The organism is Pluralibacter gergoviae ATCC 33028 = NBRC 105706, assembly GCF_001598855.1.
Lineage (GTDB): Bacteria > Pseudomonadota > Gammaproteobacteria > Enterobacterales > Enterobacteriaceae > Pluralibacter > Pluralibacter gergoviae.
Genome location: NZ_BCZS01000005.1, coordinates 120487 through 138835, shown reverse-complemented (window position 1 = coordinate 138835; position 18349 = coordinate 120487). Strand labels below are relative to the sequence as shown.

The 18349-nt window shown below is 60.3% G+C and carries 16 protein-coding genes; 5 read left to right on the top strand and 11 right to left on the bottom strand.

All coding sequences use genetic code 11. From position 1 onward, the window contains the following. Both gspE and hofC read left to right on the top strand, forming a co-directional pair. Entirely contained in the window at window positions 1-1386 is a 1386-nt protein-coding gene (gspE, locus tag ENGE1_RS07630) for a type II secretion system protein GspE (protein WP_043085984.1), read from the top strand. A 22-nt stretch (window positions 1387-1408) separates the two neighbouring features. After that, on the top strand, window positions 1409-2575 hold the full coding sequence (gene hofC / locus ENGE1_RS07625; protein WP_043086787.1) for a protein transport protein HofC: 1167 nt from the start codon (window positions 1409-1411) through the stop codon (window positions 2573-2575). A 34-nt stretch (window positions 2576-2609) separates the two neighbouring features. Here the strand turns inward: hofC and ENGE1_RS07620 are convergent, their stop codons facing one another. Beyond that, complete coding sequence (locus tag ENGE1_RS07620; RefSeq protein ID WP_043085985.1) at window positions 2610-3653, bottom strand: GMP reductase; 1044 nt, start codon at window positions 3651-3653, stop codon at window positions 2610-2612. Window positions 3654-3874: 221 nt separating this feature from the next. Here ENGE1_RS07620 and coaE point away from each other — a divergent pair, with 221 nt between their 5' ends. The 3 genes from coaE to yacG are packed head-to-tail and all read left to right on the top strand — an operon-like array spanning window position 3875 to window position 5445. Further along, on the top strand, window positions 3875-4480 hold the full coding sequence (coaE, locus tag ENGE1_RS07615; RefSeq protein ID WP_048253170.1) for a dephospho-CoA kinase: 606 nt from the start codon (window positions 3875-3877) through the stop codon (window positions 4478-4480). A gap of 13 nt (window positions 4481-4493) precedes the next feature. Beyond that, complete coding sequence (gene zapD, locus ENGE1_RS07610) at window positions 4494-5237, top strand: cell division protein ZapD (protein WP_043085987.1); 744 nt, start codon at window positions 4494-4496, stop codon at window positions 5235-5237. Between the two features lie 13 nt (window positions 5238-5250). Beyond that, window positions 5251-5445 (top strand): DNA gyrase inhibitor YacG, encoded by a 195-nt coding sequence (yacG, locus tag ENGE1_RS07605; protein ID WP_043085988.1) that lies wholly within the window; start codon window positions 5251-5253, stop codon window positions 5443-5445. Window positions 5446-5483: 38 nt separating this feature from the next. On the opposite strand, the gene mutT is transcribed toward yacG, so the two are convergent. From mutT to murC, 10 genes are all read right to left on the bottom strand, one after another. Further along, complete coding sequence (gene mutT, locus ENGE1_RS07600) at window positions 5484-5876, bottom strand: 8-oxo-dGTP diphosphatase MutT (RefSeq protein ID WP_045287577.1); 393 nt, start codon at window positions 5874-5876, stop codon at window positions 5484-5486. A 37-nt stretch (window positions 5877-5913) separates the two neighbouring features. Beyond that, window positions 5914-7728, bottom strand: coding sequence for a glycoside hydrolase family 15 protein (locus ENGE1_RS07595; RefSeq protein ID WP_048273015.1), 1815 nt, complete (start codon window positions 7726-7728; stop codon window positions 5914-5916). Window positions 7729-8085: 357 nt separating this feature from the next. After that, window positions 8086-10791, bottom strand: coding sequence for a preprotein translocase subunit SecA (gene secA / locus ENGE1_RS07590; RefSeq protein WP_048253172.1), 2706 nt, complete (start codon window positions 10789-10791; stop codon window positions 8086-8088). A gap of 62 nt (window positions 10792-10853) precedes the next feature. Beyond that, the gene (secM, locus tag ENGE1_RS07585; protein WP_043085992.1) at window positions 10854-11360 is read right to left on the bottom strand and encodes a secA translation cis-regulator SecM; all 507 of its coding nucleotides are present in this window, start codon (window positions 11358-11360) and stop codon (window positions 10854-10856) included. Between the two features lie 253 nt (window positions 11361-11613). After that, window positions 11614-12531: a UDP-3-O-acyl-N-acetylglucosamine deacetylase gene (gene lpxC, locus ENGE1_RS07580; protein ID WP_043085993.1), complete on the bottom strand. Its 918-nt coding sequence runs from the start codon at window positions 12529-12531 to the stop codon at window positions 11614-11616. A gap of 101 nt (window positions 12532-12632) precedes the next feature. Next, window positions 12633-13784 carry a cell division protein FtsZ gene (gene ftsZ, locus ENGE1_RS07575; protein ID WP_045287581.1) on the bottom strand — a complete coding sequence of 384 codons (1152 nt, stop codon included), beginning with the start codon at window positions 13782-13784 and terminating at the stop codon, window positions 12633-12635. 65 nt (window positions 13785-13849) lie between these two features. Then, on the bottom strand, window positions 13850-15106 hold the full coding sequence (ftsA, locus tag ENGE1_RS07570; protein ID WP_013367597.1) for a cell division protein FtsA: 1257 nt from the start codon (window positions 15104-15106) through the stop codon (window positions 13850-13852). Continuing rightward, window positions 15103-15933, bottom strand: coding sequence for a cell division protein FtsQ (ftsQ, locus tag ENGE1_RS07565; protein WP_043085995.1), 831 nt, complete (start codon window positions 15931-15933; stop codon window positions 15103-15105). The genes ftsA and ftsQ overlap by 4 nt, the downstream gene beginning before the upstream one ends. A 1-nt stretch (window position 15934) precedes the next feature. Further along, complete coding sequence (locus ENGE1_RS07560) at window positions 15935-16855, bottom strand: D-alanine--D-alanine ligase (protein WP_043085996.1); 921 nt, start codon at window positions 16853-16855, stop codon at window positions 15935-15937. Beyond that, window positions 16848-18314, bottom strand: a complete 1467-nt coding sequence (murC, locus tag ENGE1_RS07555; RefSeq protein ID WP_043085997.1) for a UDP-N-acetylmuramate--L-alanine ligase — start codon at window positions 18312-18314, stop codon at window positions 16848-16850. The genes ENGE1_RS07560 and murC overlap by 8 nt, the downstream gene beginning before the upstream one ends. Between the last annotated feature and the right edge of the window lie 35 nt (window positions 18315-18349).

Genomic DNA, 18349 nt, shown 5'->3' with positions numbered 1-18349 from the left:
ATGAACGCAACTCAACTCGCCGCGCTCTGCCAGCGCCATCAGGCGGCGCTGCTCAGCAGCGATGAAGACAAGCTGGTAATAGCCGTGGTGGGCAACCCGCCCTTGCCGCTGATGGACGCCCTGCGCTTCGCGACGCAAAAGCGGATCGATATCGAATGCTGGGACAGCGAGCGGATGGAGCAGCACATTCGCCGGGTACAGGAAACGCACCTGCCCGCCGCCCGGGAAGAGGGCGGCAATGCGGTGGATCTGCTCAATCAGCTCTTCGGGCAGGCGCTGGCGCAGCGCGCGTCCGATATCCATATCGAGCCCGCGCCGGAGGCGCTGCGCATCCGGCTGCGGATCGACGGCGTGCTGCATTCGCGCCCTGATCTGCCGGCGACGATCAGCGCCCCGCTGGTTGCCAGGCTAAAAGTGCTCGGCAGCCTCGATATCGCCGAACGGCGCCTGCCGCAGGACGGGCAGTTCAGCGTCGAGGTTAACGGCAGCACGCTGTCGCTGCGCATCGCGACGCTGCCCTGCCGGGGCGGCGAGAAGGTGGTGCTGCGGGTGCTGCAGCAGGTCGAGCAGGCGCTGGATATTGGCAAACTCGGCCTGCTGCCTGACCAGCTCCAGACGTTCCGCCGCGCCCTGGCGCAGCCGCAGGGATTGATCCTCGTCACCGGCCCTACCGGCAGCGGCAAAACCGTTTCCCTTTACAGCGCGCTGCAGGCGCTCAACAGGCCCGAGGTCAACATCTGCAGCGTCGAAGATCCGGTCGAGATCCCGCTGGCCGGGATCAATCAGACGCAGATCAACGTCCGGGCGGGCCTGACCTTCCAGAGCGTGCTGCGGGCGCTGCTGCGCCAGGATCCGGATATCATCATGGTGGGCGAGATCCGCGATGCCGAAACCGCCGAGATCGCCATCAAGGCGGCGCAGACCGGACACCTGGTGCTCTCCACCCTGCACACGAACTCCACCAGCGAAACGCTGGTCCGGCTGCAGCAGATGGGCATCGCCCGCTGGATGATCTCTTCCGGCCTGCTGATGGTGGTGGCCCAGCGACTGGTGCGCCGCCTCTGCCCCTGGTGCCAGCAGCAGCACGGCGAATTTGCCGGACTGCCTGAAAACCTCTGGCCCCGGCCGCTGCCGCGCTGGCGAGCGCCCGGCTGCGAGCGCTGCTGCGGCGGATTCAGCGGTCGGCTGGCGCTGTTTGAGGTTCTGGACGTCGATGCCGCCGTTCGGCAGGCCATCATCAGCGGTGCCCCACCGGAGTCGCTGGATAGCATCGCCCGCGGCTCGGGCATGACCACGCTGTTTGAGCACGGCTGCGAGGCCGTTGAGCGCGGACAGACGACCGTTGAAGAGCTGCTGCGGGTGCTGGGAACGCCGGGCGGTGACTAAGCAGCTGTGGCGCTGGCGGGGCATGACGCCCGAGGGCGTGCCGCGCGCGGGCGTAACCTGGGCCGATAGCCGCGCCGGGGCGCTGATTACCCTGCAGGACGACGGCGTAGTGCCGCTGGCCCTGCGCCGCTGCCGGGTTAAAAAGGCGCTGTGGCAGGGTCAGCACGGCGAGGCGCTGGTCCGCCAGCTTGCTACGTTGCTGCAGGCGGGCCTGACGCTCTCGGATGGCCTTTCGCTGCTCGCCGGCCAGCACCCGCATCCGCAGTGGCAGGCGCTGCTCACCCGGCTTTCCGGGGAGCTGGCCCGGGGGCGCGCCTTTTCGGACGCCCTGCGCGAGTGGCCGGAGGCCTTCGGGCCGCTCTATCTGACCCTGATCGAAGCCGGCGAAATCACCGGCAGTCTCGATGTGTGCTGCCTGCACCTGGCCCGCCAGCAGGAGGACGCGCGGCTGCTGGCGCAGAAGGTAAAGAAGGCCCTGCGCTACCCGATGATTATTCTCGCGCTGGCGCTGCTGGTGACGCTCGGGATGAGCGGCTTCGTGCTGCCGGAGTTTGCCGCCATTTACCGCACCTTCAACGCTCCTCTGCCGGCGCTGACGCGCGGAGTGATGGTCTTCTCAGACGGCGTGCGGCAGGGCTGGCCGTGGCTGGCAGCGCTCGCCGCTCTCGCCCTGCTATTGCGTCCGCTGCTGCGGCAAAACCGCCGGTGGCAGATGCTGTGGCCGCAGATAGCGCTGGCGCTGCCGGTTATCTCGGGGCTGATCCGCGGACAGAGGCTGAGCCAGATCTATACCGTGCTGGCGCTGACCCAGCGCGCCGGGATCCCCTTTCTGCAGGGGCTGGAGAGCGTGGCCCGCACGCTGGCCTGCCCCTGGTGGCGGCAGCTCATCGGTGAAATAGCCGGCTCCGTCAGCCGCGGCAGCACTATCTGGCAGGCGCTGGAGGCCAGCCCGGTCTTCACGCCGCTGTGCCGCCAGCTGGTCCGCACCGGCGAAACCTCCGGCGCGCTGGACAATATGCTGGAGAATCTGGCCGACTACCACACGCAGCAGACCCATCAGCAGGCGGACAATCTGGCCTCGCTGCTCGAGCCGGTGATGCTATTGGTGACGGGGGTGATTATCGGTACGCTGGTGGTGGCGATGTATCTGCCGATTTTCAATCTTGGGGATGCGCTGGGCGGCGGGTAAAGCGGCTGGCGCAGAGAGCGCCAGCCGGGGAGCGTTACAGGCTGTTGAACACGCGGTTCTCCTGCTCCTGCACGCGGATAAAGGTGGTGCGCTTGGTCAGCTCCTTCAGGCGGGCGGCACCCACGTAGGTGCAGGCCGAGCGCAGGCCGCCGAGGATGTCGCGGGCGGTATTGTCTACCGGGCCGCGCAGTGGCAGCTTCACGGTTTTTCCTTCCGCCGCGCGGTATTTCGCCACGCCGCCGACGTGGCGGTTCATCGCCGATTCCGAGCTCATGCCGTAGAACAGCATAAATTTCTCGCCGTTCTCTTCCACGACGGTGCCACCGCTCTCTTCATGACCGGCCAGCATACCGCCGAGCATCACGAAGTCCGCGCCGCCGCCGAAGGCTTTCGCCACGTCGCCCGGCGTGGTGCAGCCGCCGTCGCTGACGATCTGTCCGCCCAGGCCGTGGGCCGCATCGGCACACTCAATCACCGCAGAGAGCTGCGGATAGCCGACGCCGGTCTTCACGCGGGTGGTGCAGACCGAGCCGGGGCCAATGCCGACCTTGACGATATCGGCACCGGCGAGGATCAGCTCTTCACACATCTCGCCGGTCACCACGTTGCCCGCGCAGATGGTTTTGTTCGGCCAGGTTTCGCGCGCTTTCGCCACGAACTGTACGAAGTGCTCCGAGTAGCCGTTGGCGACGTCGATACAGATAAAGTTCAGGTCCGGATTGTCGCGCAGAATCTGCTGGGTTTTCCCGAAATCGGCGTCGGAGGTGCCGGTAGAGACCATCACGTGTCTGACTACGTCGCGGCCGGCGTCAGAGACAAAAGCGCTCCACTCTTGCGGGGAGTAATGCTTGTGTACGGCAGTCAGGATCCCGAACTGCGCCAGCGCTTTCGCCATGGCGAAGGTGCCCACGGTATCCATGTTAGCGGCAATAATGGGAACGCCGGACCACGTCAGGCCCGAATGTTTAAAGGTGTATTCGCGTTCCAGCTCGACTTCGGAACGGCTTTTAAGGGTAGAGCGCTTAGGGCGGATAAGAACGTCTTTGAAACCTAATTTCAGATCTTCTTCAATACGCATGTGCGGATTCCTGGGGTTAGAGGCAAAGTAGGGCTAGGCACAACTCCAGTGACGCTATCATACGCAGTAATCAACCTTGCGCAAGACTGCGATTTTCTCTTTTTTTACGCTACAATCCCATAAATTTACCTGGTAAAGGGGCGCGTTAACATATATCCGCGAAAGGATAAATATAACGCCGATAACGCATTGATTAAAAAATAATTTCAGGAAATAGTCTTATGACCTATACAGTAGCGTTAACCGGCGGTATCGGCAGCGGGAAAAGCACTGTTGCCAACGCCTTTGCCGCCAGCGGGGTTAACGTTATTGATGCCGACATCATTGCCCGGGAAGTGGTTGAGCCGGGAACCCCGGCGCTGGGGGCTATTGTCGAACACTTCGGCCCGCAGATGCTGCTGGCCGACGGCAGCCTCGACCGCCGCCGGCTGCGGGAGAAAATCTTCTCACAGCCGGAAGAAAAGCACTGGCTTAACGCCCTCCTCCATCCGCAAATTCAGCAGGAGACTCAGCGCCGGATGCGCCAGGCCACTTCTGCCTACGTGCTGTGGGTCGTCCCGCTGCTGGTGGAAAATAAGCTCTGGACACGGGCTGACCGGGTACTGGTGGTTGACGTGAGTAAAGAGACCCAGCTGGCGCGCACCGTGGCGCGCGACGGCGTCAGCCGACAGCACGCCGAAAATATTCTTGCCGCGCAGGCCACCCGCGAAGCGCGGCTTGCCGTCGCAGACGACGTAATTGATAACAACGGCTCCCCCGATACTCTCGCCGGGGATGTCGCCCGCCTGCACCAGCGCTATCTGACGCTGGCGGCACAGGCAGATTGACAGGAAAACCGCAATGCATACCCACGTTCTCTTTGAACATCCACTGAATGAAAAAATGCGTACCTGGCTGCGTATTGAGTTTCTGGTCCAGCAGATGAACGGCAATTTGCCGGTGCGGGATCACGCCAGCGCCCTGCACTTTTTTCGCAACGCCGGGGATCTTCTGGACGTTCTTGAGCGCGGTGAGGTCCGTACTGAGCTGATGAAAGAGCTGGAGCGCCAGCAGCGTAAATTAAACCAGTGGGACGACGTGCCCGGTGTTGACCGCGAGCGTATCGGCGCTTTGCGCCAGCAGCTGAAAAGCACGGGCACCATGCTGATGGCGGCGCCGCGCATTGGGCAGCTGCTGCGGGAAGATCGGCTGATTGGCCTGGTGCGTCAGCGCCTGAGTATTCCCGGCGGCTGCTGCAGCTTCGATCTGCCGACGCTGCACATCTGGCTGCACTCCCCGCAGTCGCAGCGCGATGCGCAGGTTGAACGCTGGCTGGCAAGCCTTGAGCCGCTGATGCAGACGCTTACCCTGATCCTCGATCTCATCCGCAACTCGGCGATTTTCCGCAAACAGACTAGTCTGAACGGCTTTTTCCAGGATAACGGCGATGACGCCGACCTGCTGCGCCTGCGGCTGGCGCTCGATGCTCAGCTCTACCCGCAGATTTCCGGCCACAAGAGCCGCTTTGCCATCCGCTTCCTGCCGCTGGACAGCGAGAACGGCACCGTACCTGAACGCCTGGATTTTGAACTGGCCTGCTGCTGAGGAGAAATGAATAATGAGCGATATGACCGTCGTAAACTGCCCGACCTGCAATAAGCCGGTTATCTGGGGCGAACAGAGCCCGTTCCGCCCGTTCTGCAGCAAGCGCTGCCAGCTTATCGACCTCGGCGAATGGGCCGCTGAAGAGAAGCGTATCCCGAGCAGCGGCGATTTAACCGACAGCGACGACTGGAGCGAAGAGCAGCATTAGGCCCTGAGGCCCGGCAGCCGCTTGCCGGCGCAGCGGGCTTAGGGTTCCTGCTTCAGCTTCGCGATAACAGGGGCATTGGCCGGCGGGAAATCATCAGCATTAAGCTCGCGCTGGGCAACCCATTTCCCGGGCTGTCCCTCTTTGCCAAACGGTTCGCCCTGCCAGCTGTCTACCAGCCAGAACCACAGAGTGATGTGCCTGTCCGGGAACTGATATTCAAGCTGATCAAAAAGAAATGCCGACTCTGGCAAAATCCCCACCTCTTCGAACAATTCCCTGGCCAGCGCCATCTCCGGCGACTCGCCTTCCTCAATTTTACCGCCGGGAAACTCCCACTTGTTGGCCATGTGGCCATCGGCGGCGCGCTGGGTGATGAAGACTTCCCCGGCGGCGTTGCGGATGATCCCCGTTGATATTTTGAGCTCTTTCATTCTATTACCTTTATTTAACATCCTATTCGGGGAGCCACTATAAAGTATCCGATAGCGCCTGGGCAGCACAAATCAGCGCCAGGTGACTCAATCCCTGCGGCATATTACCCCGCCACTCCCCGCTGCGGACATCAAACATCTCGTTAAAGATCTCCGTATTACCGCATCCACTGAAGCGGGTAAGGAGTGCTTCCATTGTCTGACCCGCGGCGCGGGTATCCCCCATTGCGGCGAGGGCCTCCACCATCCAGAACGAGCAGGCAATAAAGGTACTCTCCTCCTTCTCTACGCCGCTGTAGCGATAGAGCATCTCCCCGCCGTGGCCCAGCGTTTCCCGGATAGCGCGATAGGTGGCCCGCATTCGCCCGGGATCAATAGCGTTGCCATATCGGTGAACCAGGGTCAGAGCCGCATCCAGTTTGCCTTCGCTGCCGGGATAGAAGAGATAGGCCTGTTTTTCCTCTGACCAGCAGTTCTCCTCCACCCAATCGCTGATGCGCGTCCGCTCGCGCTGCCAACGGCCAACCCAGGTCGGCTCAAGATAGGCGGCCTCCGCCATAGCGATGGCGCTGTCCAGCGCCAGCCAACAGGCCATCTTAGAGTGGGTATAGTGCTGTTGCTCCGGCAGCTCCCAGATGCCACTGTCCTTTTGTCGCCACCGATCGGCGCAGTAGTTAGCCAGCTCCCCCAGCATGCGCGCGGTCGCCAGATCGAGTACGTGGCCGGCCTTAATAAACAGCACCGCGGTAGCGAGCATATCGCCATACATGCTCAACTGAACCTGGTGGCGGGCATTGTTTCCCACCCGCACCGGGCGGGAGTCCCGATAGCCGGGCAAATCGGGATAGCGCTCAGCGGGAACCTCATCGCCCTGCAGCGTATAGCAGGCCCGCAGGCAGGTACCGTGGCGAATTATCGTTTTCGACAGCCAGGCAAAGGCGGCTTTGCACTCTTCCAGCGCGCCGATAAATACAAACGATTTAATAATCAGACAGGCATCGCGCACCCATGCGAAACGGTAATCATAATTTTTCTCTCCTCCTATGCCCTCCGGCAGCGAAGTGGTTGCCGCCGCGGCCAGCGCACCGGTGGGGGAATACCAGAGGAATTTCAGCGCCAGCGCCGAGCGGCGTACCTGCTCGGGGTAGCATCCGGTATATTTGAGGTTCTGCGCCCAGTGCTGCCACGCGGTGTGGCTGGTTTCGATCCGGGCGTCAATGTCGCTGAGATCGGGTACGGTCAGCGGCTCTCCTTCAGCGACCAGCAGCGCGGCCAGGGCGCGATTTCCGGCGCGGATCTTCAGCCGGGCGCGCAGCATCCGATCGTCCTGCTGCTCAATTTCCCACTGCGGGTCGATTCGCAGCATCATCATCAGATCGGCAAGATGATAAACGTCACCCTGTTCCGTGCGCCTCAGCCAGGGAGAGCGCGTCTCTTCCCGGGTTCCAAAGCGCAGGGTCAGGCGCAGTTCGACTTCGCCGTCGATGGCTTCAACGCGGCGCGCCAGCTCACTCCACGGCAGCCTCCCGGCTAACGTACTGTTGACTGACTCCGTTAGCCGCACGCTGCCGCTGTCGGTGATGAACCGCGTTTCCAGTACGTTACTGTCGGGGCGATAGGCCCGCTCGGTACGATAATCGCCGGCGGGTTCGATCCTGAAAAAACCGCCGCGATGCGGATCCAGCAGCCGATCGAAGAGCGGAGGCGAGTCGAGATTTGGCGCACACCACCAGTCAATCGCCCCGTCCGGCGCGATCAGCGCCACGGAACGACCTTCACCAATAGCCGCATAATCGCCCAGACGAGCAAATCCCTCGGTGCGGGCTGGTGAGTTAAATAGCTGATTATTCATACTTAATCCTGTGTAAAGGAGCGACAGAGTCCCTGCGGGCCGCAGGCCGCGAAGCGTAGAAGGCAAACGTGCGCTGCGGAGGTACGATGTATGCAGCGGCGGGATCAAGTCTGGCAGCAGATGTGATTTTTGTCACATTATGGCCGACCGCCGGTGCGGCGTAGCGATCGGCGTTGGGCTTATTTCAGGGATGGAAATGGGCTGGCGTTCGCCGCGCGAGGGTGCTGACAGCAATGGGGTATCCGTCGCGGGAAGAGAGAGGCGTCATCTGCCAGCGCATCGGTGAAGGCGAAGAGGCGAGCGCCTCCCGGGTATAAAAAAAGGCGCTTAACTCAGCGCCTTTTTTTATGATGAGTCTTAGCTCAGGCGGCCGTGACACTGTTTGTATTTTTTGCCGGAGCCGCACGGACACGGGTCGTTGCGGCCAATTTTACGTTCGCCGGTCTGCGAGGCCAGCGATTCAGCGGCGGCGGCCTCATCGTCCTGATGGCTGAGCTGCTGCATCTGCGCCAGGCGTTCGGCCTCCTGGCGACGCTGCTCTTCCATCTCTTCAACTTCTTCCGGCATCCGCACCTGCACTTTGCTGAGGGTGCTGATCACTTCATACTTCAGCGACTCCAGCATCGCAGCAAACATGGAGAAGGATTCGCGCTTGTACTCCTGTTTCGGATCCTTCTGGGCGTAGCCGCGCAGGTGGATCCCCTGGCGCAGGTAGTCCATCGCCGCCAGGTGCTCTTTCCACAGCGAGTCGAGGGTCTGGAGCATCACGCCCTTCTCAAAGTGGCGCATCATCTCTGCGCCAACAACCTCTTCTTTGCCGCGGTAGGCGTCAACGGCGCTCTGCAGAATGCGCTCGCGCAGGGTCTCTTCATGCAGGTCCGGCTCTTTATCCAGCCACTCGGCAATCGGCAGATCGAGGTCGAAGTCGTTCTTCAGACGCTCCTGCAGGCCCGGAATATCCCACATCTCTTCCAGCGACTGCGGCGGGATGTAGCTGTCGAGAGTGGCCTTGAAGACGTCCTCGCGGATGCTGGTGATGGTTTCGCTGACGTCGGAGACGTCCAGCAGTTCGTTACGCTGGCTGTAGATGGCGCGACGCTGGTCGTTAGCCACATCATCGTACTCCAGCAGTTGTTTACGAATGTCGAAGTTGCGGCTTTCGACTTTGCGCTGGGCGTTAGCAATCGCCTTGGTGACCCACGGATGTTCAATGGCCTCGCCCGGCTTCATGCCCAGCTTGCGCATCATGCCGGAGACGCGGTCGGAGGCGAAGATGCGCATCAGGGCATCTTCCATCGACAGGTAGAAGCGGGAAGAACCGGCATCGCCCTGACGACCGGAACGGCCGCGCAGCTGGTTGTCGATACGGCGGGATTCGTGGCGCTCGGTGCCGACGATGTGCAGACCGCCGGAGGCCAGTACCGCGTCGTGGCGCACCTGCCAGTCGGCCTTGATCTTCGCAATCTGCTCTTCGGTCGGATTCTCCAGCTGCGCCACTTCGGCCTGCCAGCTGCCGCCGAGCATAATGTCGGTACCGCGGCCCGCCATGTTGGTGGCGATGGTCACCGTAGACGGATAGCCCGCCTGGGCGACGATGTCCGCTTCGCTGGCGTGGAACTTGGCGTTCAGCACGTTGTGCTTGATGCCGGCCTTGGTCAGTTCGCGGGAAACCACTTCTGATTTTTCAATCGAGATAGTCCCCACCAGCACCGGCTGGCCGGCCGCAGTGCGCTCCCGAATGTCTTCGATGATCGCCTGAATTTTCTCCGCTTCGGTCATGTAGACCAGATCGGCCATATCCTTACGGATCATTGGACGGTTGGTCGGCACCACCACGGTATCGAGCTTATAGATAGAGCTGAATTCAAACGCTTCGGTATCGGCAGTACCGGTCATCCCCGCCAGCTTCTCGTACAGGCGGAAGTAGTTCTGGAAGGTGATGGAGGCCAGGGTCTGGTTCTCGTTCTGGATCTCCACGCCCTCTTTGGCCTCAACGGCCTGATGCAGACCATCGGACCAGCGGCGACCCTGCATGGTACGGCCGGTGTGCTCATCGACGATGATCACTTCGCCATCTTTCACGATATAGTCCACGTCGCGGGTGAACAGCGCGTGGGCGCGCAGGGCGGCGGTAACGTGGTGCATCAGCATGATGTTGGTCGGCGAGTAGAGCGATTCGCCCTCTTCCATAATGCCTTCGCGCACCAGCAGCTCTTCGATCAGCACCAGGCCGCGCTCGGTCAAGTTGACCTGGCGGGACTTTTCATCCACCGAGAAGTGGCCTTCGCCCTGGAAGGTATCGGAGTCTTCTTTTTCCTGACGGATCAGGTGCGGGATGATTTTGTTAACCTGCTTGTACATCTCAGAGCTGTCTTCCGCCGGGCCGGAAATAATCAGCGGCGTACGGGCTTCATCGATGAGGATGGAGTCCACCTCATCCACCAGCGCATAGTGCAGCTTGCGCTGCACGCGCTCTTCCGGGCTGAAGGCCATGTTATCGCGCAGGTAGTCAAAGCCGTATTCGTTGTTGGTGCCGTAGGTGATATCCGCGGCGTAGGCTTCGCGTTTGGCCGGCGCCGGCATACCCGGCAGGTTGATGCCGACGGTCATGCCGAGGAATTCAAACAGCGGACGGTTGTTTTCGGCATCGCGCTGTGCCAGATAGTCGTTGACCGTCACGACGTGGACGCCTTTACCGGAGAGGGCGTTGAGGTAGGCAGGCAGCGTTGCGGTAAGGGTTTTACCTTCACCGGTACGCATCTCGGCGATACAGCGGTCGTTAAGCACCATGCCGCCCAGCAGCTGGACGTCGAAGTGGCGCATGCCGAACACGCGCTTGCTGGCCTCGCGCACCACGGCGAAGGCTTCCGGGATCAGGCTTTCAACCGTTTCACCCTTTTCCAGGCGAGCGCGAAACTCCTGGGTTTTCCCCTTCAGCTCGTCGTCGGAGAGCTTCTCCATCTCCGGTTCCATGGCATTGATCTGGGTAACCGCTTTGCGCATGCGGCGCAGGGTGCGATCGTTGCGGCTACCGAAAACCTTAGTTAACATTTTGATAAGCATAATAAAATCTCAAATACCCCGTTCAGCGGAGCCTTAGTTATTAGTTAGAGTGACGTTATTGATTAACTAAGACGCAGCGGCCCGGCGCGGATGCCCTGCACCTGGCTAAGCCAGGCGCCGACGCTGAAGCCAGCGCGCTGCGCCGGGGCATCGGCCAGCGCCACGCGGCGCACGATGGCCGGCGGCTGGCTTTCGCGCATCAGCAGCGCGCTGAGCGTGTCCAGCAGGGCGAGGTGATGAATTTCAAGCGGAGCGCTGGCCTCTGCAACCGGCAGCGCCTGCGGCGCCATGGCAAAGGAGAGATGGCGAATGACCGTGCGGATGGCGTGCTGGTGCCAGTAGTCAACGCTGAAGCTGGGGCGGCGATTGCCCTCCAGCAGCGCCAGCTGGCTAAACCTTGCCCCCGGAGCGGCATCGTGATTGCTGCTGGTGGTTCTGGCGGGCGACACCGGCTCGGCGCCGCTGGCAATGGCGGGCAGGCCAAACCCGGCCGCGACCATCCCCAGCAGGAGATGCGGCCAGAAATAGCGTCTGCCAAACTGTCGCCAGCGCGTCAGTATTCCGCTCACGTAAATGCCACCTTGGTAAAATTAGCCAACCTGTAAAATTTAGCGCCCCGATAGTACCACTAATGACACAAGCCAGCAGCAGGAATGACAGCATTCCGGCGGCAAATACGCTCAGTAATTCAGCGATCGCGCAACGTATTGTTAAAAACCGGCGGGAAGAAAACGGGATGAAGGGAGTACAAATAAAAAACGACTGGCTCCCTGGCCGGAGAGGGGTGCCAGGTTACCAGTCGAATTTACAGCGCGCTCGGGCTTACGCCAGAACCGTCTTGGGTGCTTTGAACGCCAGCGGCATTTCTGCTTCGTCTTCGAAGGTCACATACTCCCAGGCTTCCTGTTTTGCCAGGACCGCCTGCAGCAGTTTGTTATTCAGCGCGTGACCGGATTTGTACGCCGTGAATGCGCCGATGATGTTGTGACCGCACATAAACAGGTCACCAATTGCATCGAGCATTTTATGACGAACAAACTCATCTTCGAAACGTAAACCGTCTTCGTTCAGTACGCGATAATCGTCAACAACGATGGCACAATCGAAGCTGCCGCCCAGGGCCAGGCCGCGGGACTGCAGATATTCGATATCGCGCATGAAACCGAAGGTACGCGCCCGGCTAATCTGACGCATGAAGGCGTCTGCCGAGAAGTTAAGCTGATAGCGCTGGTTGCCTGCATCAATCGCCGGATGGTTAAAGTCGATGGTAAAGTCCAGCGAAAAACCATTGAACGGCTTGAATTCGGCCCACTTGTCGCCATCCTCAACGCGGACGGTTTCTTTAATGCGAACAAATTTTTTGGCGCTGCTCAGTTCGTCGATACCTGCATCCAGCAGGAGGTAAACGAACGGCGCGGCACTGCCATCCATAATCGGGATTTCCGGGGCGTTAACTTCGACAATAATATTGTCGATGCCAAGACCCGCCAGCGCGGCGTTAAGATGCTCAACCGTTGAAATCCGTACGTCATGCTCATTCACCAGGCAAGTGCAGAGCATGGTATCACGCACAGATTTGGCATCTGCCGGGAAATCTACCGGAGGATTCAAGTCGGTGCGACGATAGATGACCCCGGTGTTTGCCGGCGCAGGGCGCAGCGTCAGGGTGACCTTCTTGCCGGTATGTAAACCGACACCAGTCGCCTGAACGATACGTTTAAGAGTCCTTTGTTTGATCATCGTATAATCTCGCCAAATTACCTACCTGTCCAGATTGTACTATACAATCGGCGCGGCAGTGTAGCACAAAGAGCGCTAATTACCCAACTTACAGTTTATTCTTAGTCCGCCTGCTTACGCAGAAACGCCGGAATATCCAGATAATCTGGCTCTTTCGCCGCCTGGGACGCAGGATCATTAACCACCTTCGCCGCCGGCTTCTGCTCCTGAGTCAGGGGCTGCATGCCGTGCTGCTGGTAGCGATCCATCACCGGCTGCTGCTGCTGTTTGTTAGTCACCAGCGTGATTTCAGGACGCTTGTCCATGCCGATGCCGGTGGCAACGACGGTGACGCGCAGTTCATCGTTCATATCCGGATCGAGGGAAGTACCGATAACCACGGTGGCGTTATCAGAGGCGAACGCGCGGATGGTGTTACCCACGGTTTCAAACTCGTCCAGACGCAGGTCAAAGCCGGCGGTGATGTTGACCAGTACGCCGCGGGCGCCGGAGAGATCGATATCTTCCAGCAGCGGAGAAGAGATCGCCATTTCAGCCGCTTCTTCCGCGCGGTCTTCACCGCTCGCAAGGCCAGAGCCCATCATCGCGTAGCCCATTTCGGACATCACAGTGCGCACGTCAGCAAAGTCGACGTTCATCAGGCCCGGACGGGTAATCAGTTCGGCGATACCCTGCACCGCGCCTTTCAGCACATCGTTGGCCGCGCCAAAGGCGTCCAGCAGGGAGATCCCGCGACCCAGCACCTTCAGCAGCTTGTCGTTGGGGATGGTGATCAGGGAGTCAACGTGCTTCGACAGCTCGGCGATACCCTGCTCCGCAAAGGCCATGCGCTTCTTGCCTTCGAAGTTGAAAGGCTTGGTCACCACGGCAACGGTCAGGATACCTAAATCTTTGGCCACTTCCGCTACGACGGGAGCAGCGCCGGTGCCGGTACCACCGCCCATGCCTGCGGCGATAAAGACCATATCGGCACCTTCCAGCGCGGTGCGCAGGGATTCGCGGTCTTCGTCAGCGGCGTTGCGGCCGACTTCCGGATTCGCGCCCGCGCCCAGTCCTTTGGTAATACCGTTACCAATCTGGATGGTCTGGCCGACGGCAGTTTTACGCAACGCCTGGGCGTCGGTGTTCACTGCGAAAAATTCAACACCCTCAATGCGCTCGCGCACCATGTGTTCGACGGCGTTGCCGCCGCCGCCACCGACGCCGATGACTTTAATCACCGCGTCGTTGGTTAATTCCATTGGTTCAAACATAATTGTCTCTCTCCGTTTTGTGCCTGTCGCCTGAGAGCGCTAATTTTCTGCGCTCTCTTTAAAAATTAAAACTCTTTTCGCAGCCAGGTATTGATTCGCTTGATCCACGAACTCACTGCCACGCGTTTTTCCACTTCCGCTTCACCACTGAGATGTGACTCTTTTCCGTAGTGCAGCAGGCCCACCGCCGTCGAGTAGTACGGCTCCTGGGCATAATCCGTCAGACCGGTGATGTTCAGCGGCGCGCCAATGCGCACCTGCGTATGGAACACGCGCTGGGCGCAGGCCGCCAGGCCTTCAATTTGCGCCGCGCCGCCGGTCAGAACAATCCCCGCCGCCAGATGGTGTTTGACACCCTGCTGGCGCAGCTGTTCCTGTAACTGCAAAATCTCTTCGTTCACCAGATTGAGCAGCTCGGTGTAGCGCGGCTCAATCACCTCTGCCAGCGTCTGACGCTGCAGGCTGCGCGGCGGTCGACCGCCGACGCTCGGGACTTCAACGCTTTCGTCTTTGCCGACGATGGAGCCCAGCGCACAGCCGTGGCGCACCTTAATCGCCTCGGCGTCGCTCGGCGGCGTGCCGAAGGCGTAGGCGATATCGCTGGTCACTACGTTCCCGGCGTAGGGGATAACCTTGGTGTGGCGCAGCGCGCCGCCGGTATAGACGGCAATGTCCATAGTACCACCGCCGATGTCGACCACACAGACGCCCAGTTCACGTTCGTCTTCCGTCAGCACGGAGTAGCTGGAGGCCAGACCGGCAAAAATCAGCTGATCTACTTTCAGGCCGCAGCGCTCCACTGCCTTGACAATATTCTTCGCCATATCGTTATGGCAGGTAATCAGGTGCACCTTCGCCTGCATACGCACGCCCGACAGACCTACAGGGTTCTTGATCCCTTCCTGGTAGTCAATGGCGTACTCCTGCGGAATCACGTGCAGAACGCGATGTTCGTCACGAACGCGAACGGATTTTGCCGTATGCACCACGTTCTCAACGTCTTCCTGGGTCACTTCCTCTTCCGAGATAGGCACCATGCCGATTTCATTCTGACAGCTAATGTGCTTGCCCGAAAGCGCCAGATAGACCGAGGAGATCTGGCAGTCGGCCATCAGCTCCGCCTGATCGATAGCGCGCTGTACGCACTTCACCACCGACTCAAGATCGTTAACGCCGCCTTTATCCATTCCCCGGGACGGGCAGCTCCCGACGCCGATGATATTGACCATTCCGTCGGGCAGAACTTCCCCTACCAAAGCGGCTACCTTCGCGGTACCAATTTCCAGCCCTACTACCAGTTTTCTGTCCGTCGCCTTGATCATTGTTGCTCTGCCTGTGCCTGATTCGATTGTTGTTGAGTTTCCTCTGCGGGAGCAGGCTGCCAGCCCACCGCCGCGCCTGAGTCATAACGCAAATCAACGTAGCTAATCCGTTTGCCCTCGGTCTGCGCCTGCTGTTGAAGAACCGGATAGAGTTCTAAAAAGCGCTCAAGCCTTTTCATCGTGTCGCCGCGCCCCAGGTTGAGCTTAATATCGTTACTCAACGTCAGTTGCCAGGAGCGGCGTGCGGTCATCGCCGCCACTTTCAACGTAAATTTATCTTTCGCCAGCGCCTGGCCCATGTCGCGATAACCCTGCAGTACTTCGCTCTGGCTACCTTCCGGGCCGTACAGCATCGGCAAATTCTGCTTGCTGGTTCTGTCGGCCGGAACGCTGAAGGCATTGCCGTCGACGTCCACCATATGCTGATCATTCCAACGTGCTACCGGCACATATTCAACCAGATGAATCTTCAATTCGTCCGGCCACTGCTTGCGAACGCTCGCCTGTTTAATCCACGGCAGGCGTTCAATCTGACTCTGGATGATATTGACATCCTGGGTCATGAAGGTCCCCGGAGAACCCAGCGCCAGAATCGCCTGGCGAATATCATCGTTGCGCGTGTAGTGACGATCGCCCGTCAGTACCAGCCTCGACAGCGGCAGACGCTGCGCATCTTCCATCCAGCCCAGCACCATCCAGCCGCTGGCAAAAATGGTGCAGAGCACCGCCAGCAGGAAAACAATGCCTGCCAGCCGGGTTCCGTTGTTGCGCCGTGAAGAGATGGCCTCTTCTTCACGGTTACGCGCGTTCAGCGCTGCCTGCGACATATCACCCCGCCAGGTCCAGAATGCGAACGACAAGCTGCGAGAAGGTCATGCCTGCCTGCCGCGCCGCCATAGGGACCAGGCTGTGGCTGGTCATCCCCGGAGACGTATTCGCCTCCAGCAGATAAAGCTGCCCATCGCCGTCCTGCATTACATCAATTCGCCCCCAGCCGGAACAGCCAAGCGCTTCCCAGGCTTTACGCACTAAAATCCCCATTTGCGCCTCCTGGTGGTCATCTTCACAGCCGGGACAAAAATACTGCGTCTCGTCAGAGAGATACTTCGCTTCATAATCATAGAAGACTCCGGCGGGTTGGATGCGTACCGACGGTAAAATTTCTTCGCCGAGCACCGCAACGGTAAATTCCGGTCCGCTGAGCCATTTTTCGATTAAAACTTCATCATCGTGCTGAAAAGCCAGTGCTAACGCATCCTGTAAAGCGCAGCTTTCGCTGACCTTCGACATGCCGACGCTGGATCCTTCCCGGCTGGGTTTGACGATAAGCGGCAGGCCGAGAGCATAAATCTCTGCCAATTGGGCTTCATTAAGGCCCCGGACAAACTGGCTGCGGGTCAGCGCCACCCACGGCGCGACGGGCAAACCGGCCCCCTGCCACAGCAGCTTGCTGCGCTGCTTATCCATTGAAATCGCCGAGGCCATCACGCCGCTACCGGTGTAGGGCAGTTCGAGCAGCTCCAGCAGTCCCTGCAGCGTGCCATCTTCGCCACCCCGGCCGTGCAGGGCAATAAACACTTTCTTAAAACCCAGATTTTTTAGCTGGGTTATGTCCTGCTCGCGCGGATCGAAGGCGTAAGCGGCAATGCCCGCCTCGTGCAGCCCCGCCAGCACGGCAGCGCCGGAATTGAGGGAGACTTCACGCTCCGCGGAGGTACCGCCGAGCAGCACCGCGACGTTATCAGACATGGCTCTCCTCCTGCGGACGCAGCTTGCTCTGCGCCAGCGCGCGGGCAATTTTACCCACGTTGCCAGCCCCCTGAACCAGGATCAGATCGTTGCCGGTCAGCACCGGCGCCAGCATCTCCGCTACCTGCGCAGGATCGGACACCAGGATAGGATCGACCTTGCCGCGACCGCGAATCGTGCGGCACAGGGAGCGGCTGTCGGCCCCCGGAATGGCCGCTTCGCCCGCCGGATAGACGTCCAGCATCAACAGGCTGTCTACCTGGGTCAGCACGTTGGCGAAATCGTCGTAGAGATCGCGGGTGCGGGTATAGCGGTGCGGCTGGAAAATCATCACCAGATTTTTATCCGGCCAGCCGGCGCGGGCGGCTTTGATGGTGGCGTCCACTTCCGTCGGATGGTGGCCGTAGTCGTCTACCAGCATCGCGGTCCCCTCGCAGCCGTTGACATCCGCCAGCGGAAACTCGCCGAGGAAGTCAAAGCGGCGCCCGGTGCCCTGGAAACTCTCCAGCGCGCGCAGGATATCCTCGTCGTCAATGCCCTCTTCCGTCGCCACGGCAACCGCCGCAGCGGCGTTGAGCGCGTTATGGCGGCCCGGGGCATTAAGCGTGACCTTCAGCGGCGCGAGGTCCTGGCGGATCAGGGTAAAGTGGCCCTGGGCGCCGGTCTGCTGATAGTCCTCAACGCGCACATCGGCATCGTCGCTGAAGCCGTAGGTCGTGAGCTGACGCCCGACGCGCGGCAGCAGCTCGCGGATCACCGGATCGTCAACGCACATCACCGCCCGGCCGTAGAACGGCAGGTTGTGCAGAAAATTAATGAAGGTCTGCTTCAGGTTCTCAAAGTCGCCCTGGTAAGTGTCCATATGGTCGGCTTCGATATTGGTGACAATCGCCACCATCGGCTGCAGGTGCAGGAACGAAGCGTCGCTCTCATCGGCTTCCGCAATCAGGTAGCGGCTGTGGCCAAGACGGGCGTGGACGCCCGCGGCCTTCACCAGGCCGCCGTTGACGAAGGTCGGGTCGAGCCCGGCCTCGGCGTAAATGCTCGACACCATCGCGGTGGTGGTGGTTTTACCGTGGGTCCCGGCGATGGCGATGCCGTGGCGAAAGCGCATCAGCTCCGCCAGCATCTCGGCGCGGCGGATAACGGGAATGCGCGCCTCGTGGGCGGCGACAATTTCCGGGTTATCAGCGGAGATAGCGCTCGATACCACCACTACGCTCGCGTCGCTGACGTTCTCCGGGCGGTGGTTAAAATAGATGGTTGCGCCCAGCGCCGACAGCTGCTGCGTCACGGGATTCGGCGCCAGATCCGAACCGCTAATCTGATAACCTTCATTCGCCAACACTTCGGCAATACCGCCCATGCCAGCACCGCCGATGCCGACAAAGTGAATGTGCCGGACGCGGCGCATCTCGGGCACAATTGAACGCAGTTTCGCCAGTTGTTGTGTATTCATTCTCTAAACGCCATCGACTACTTCAAAATTCGTGC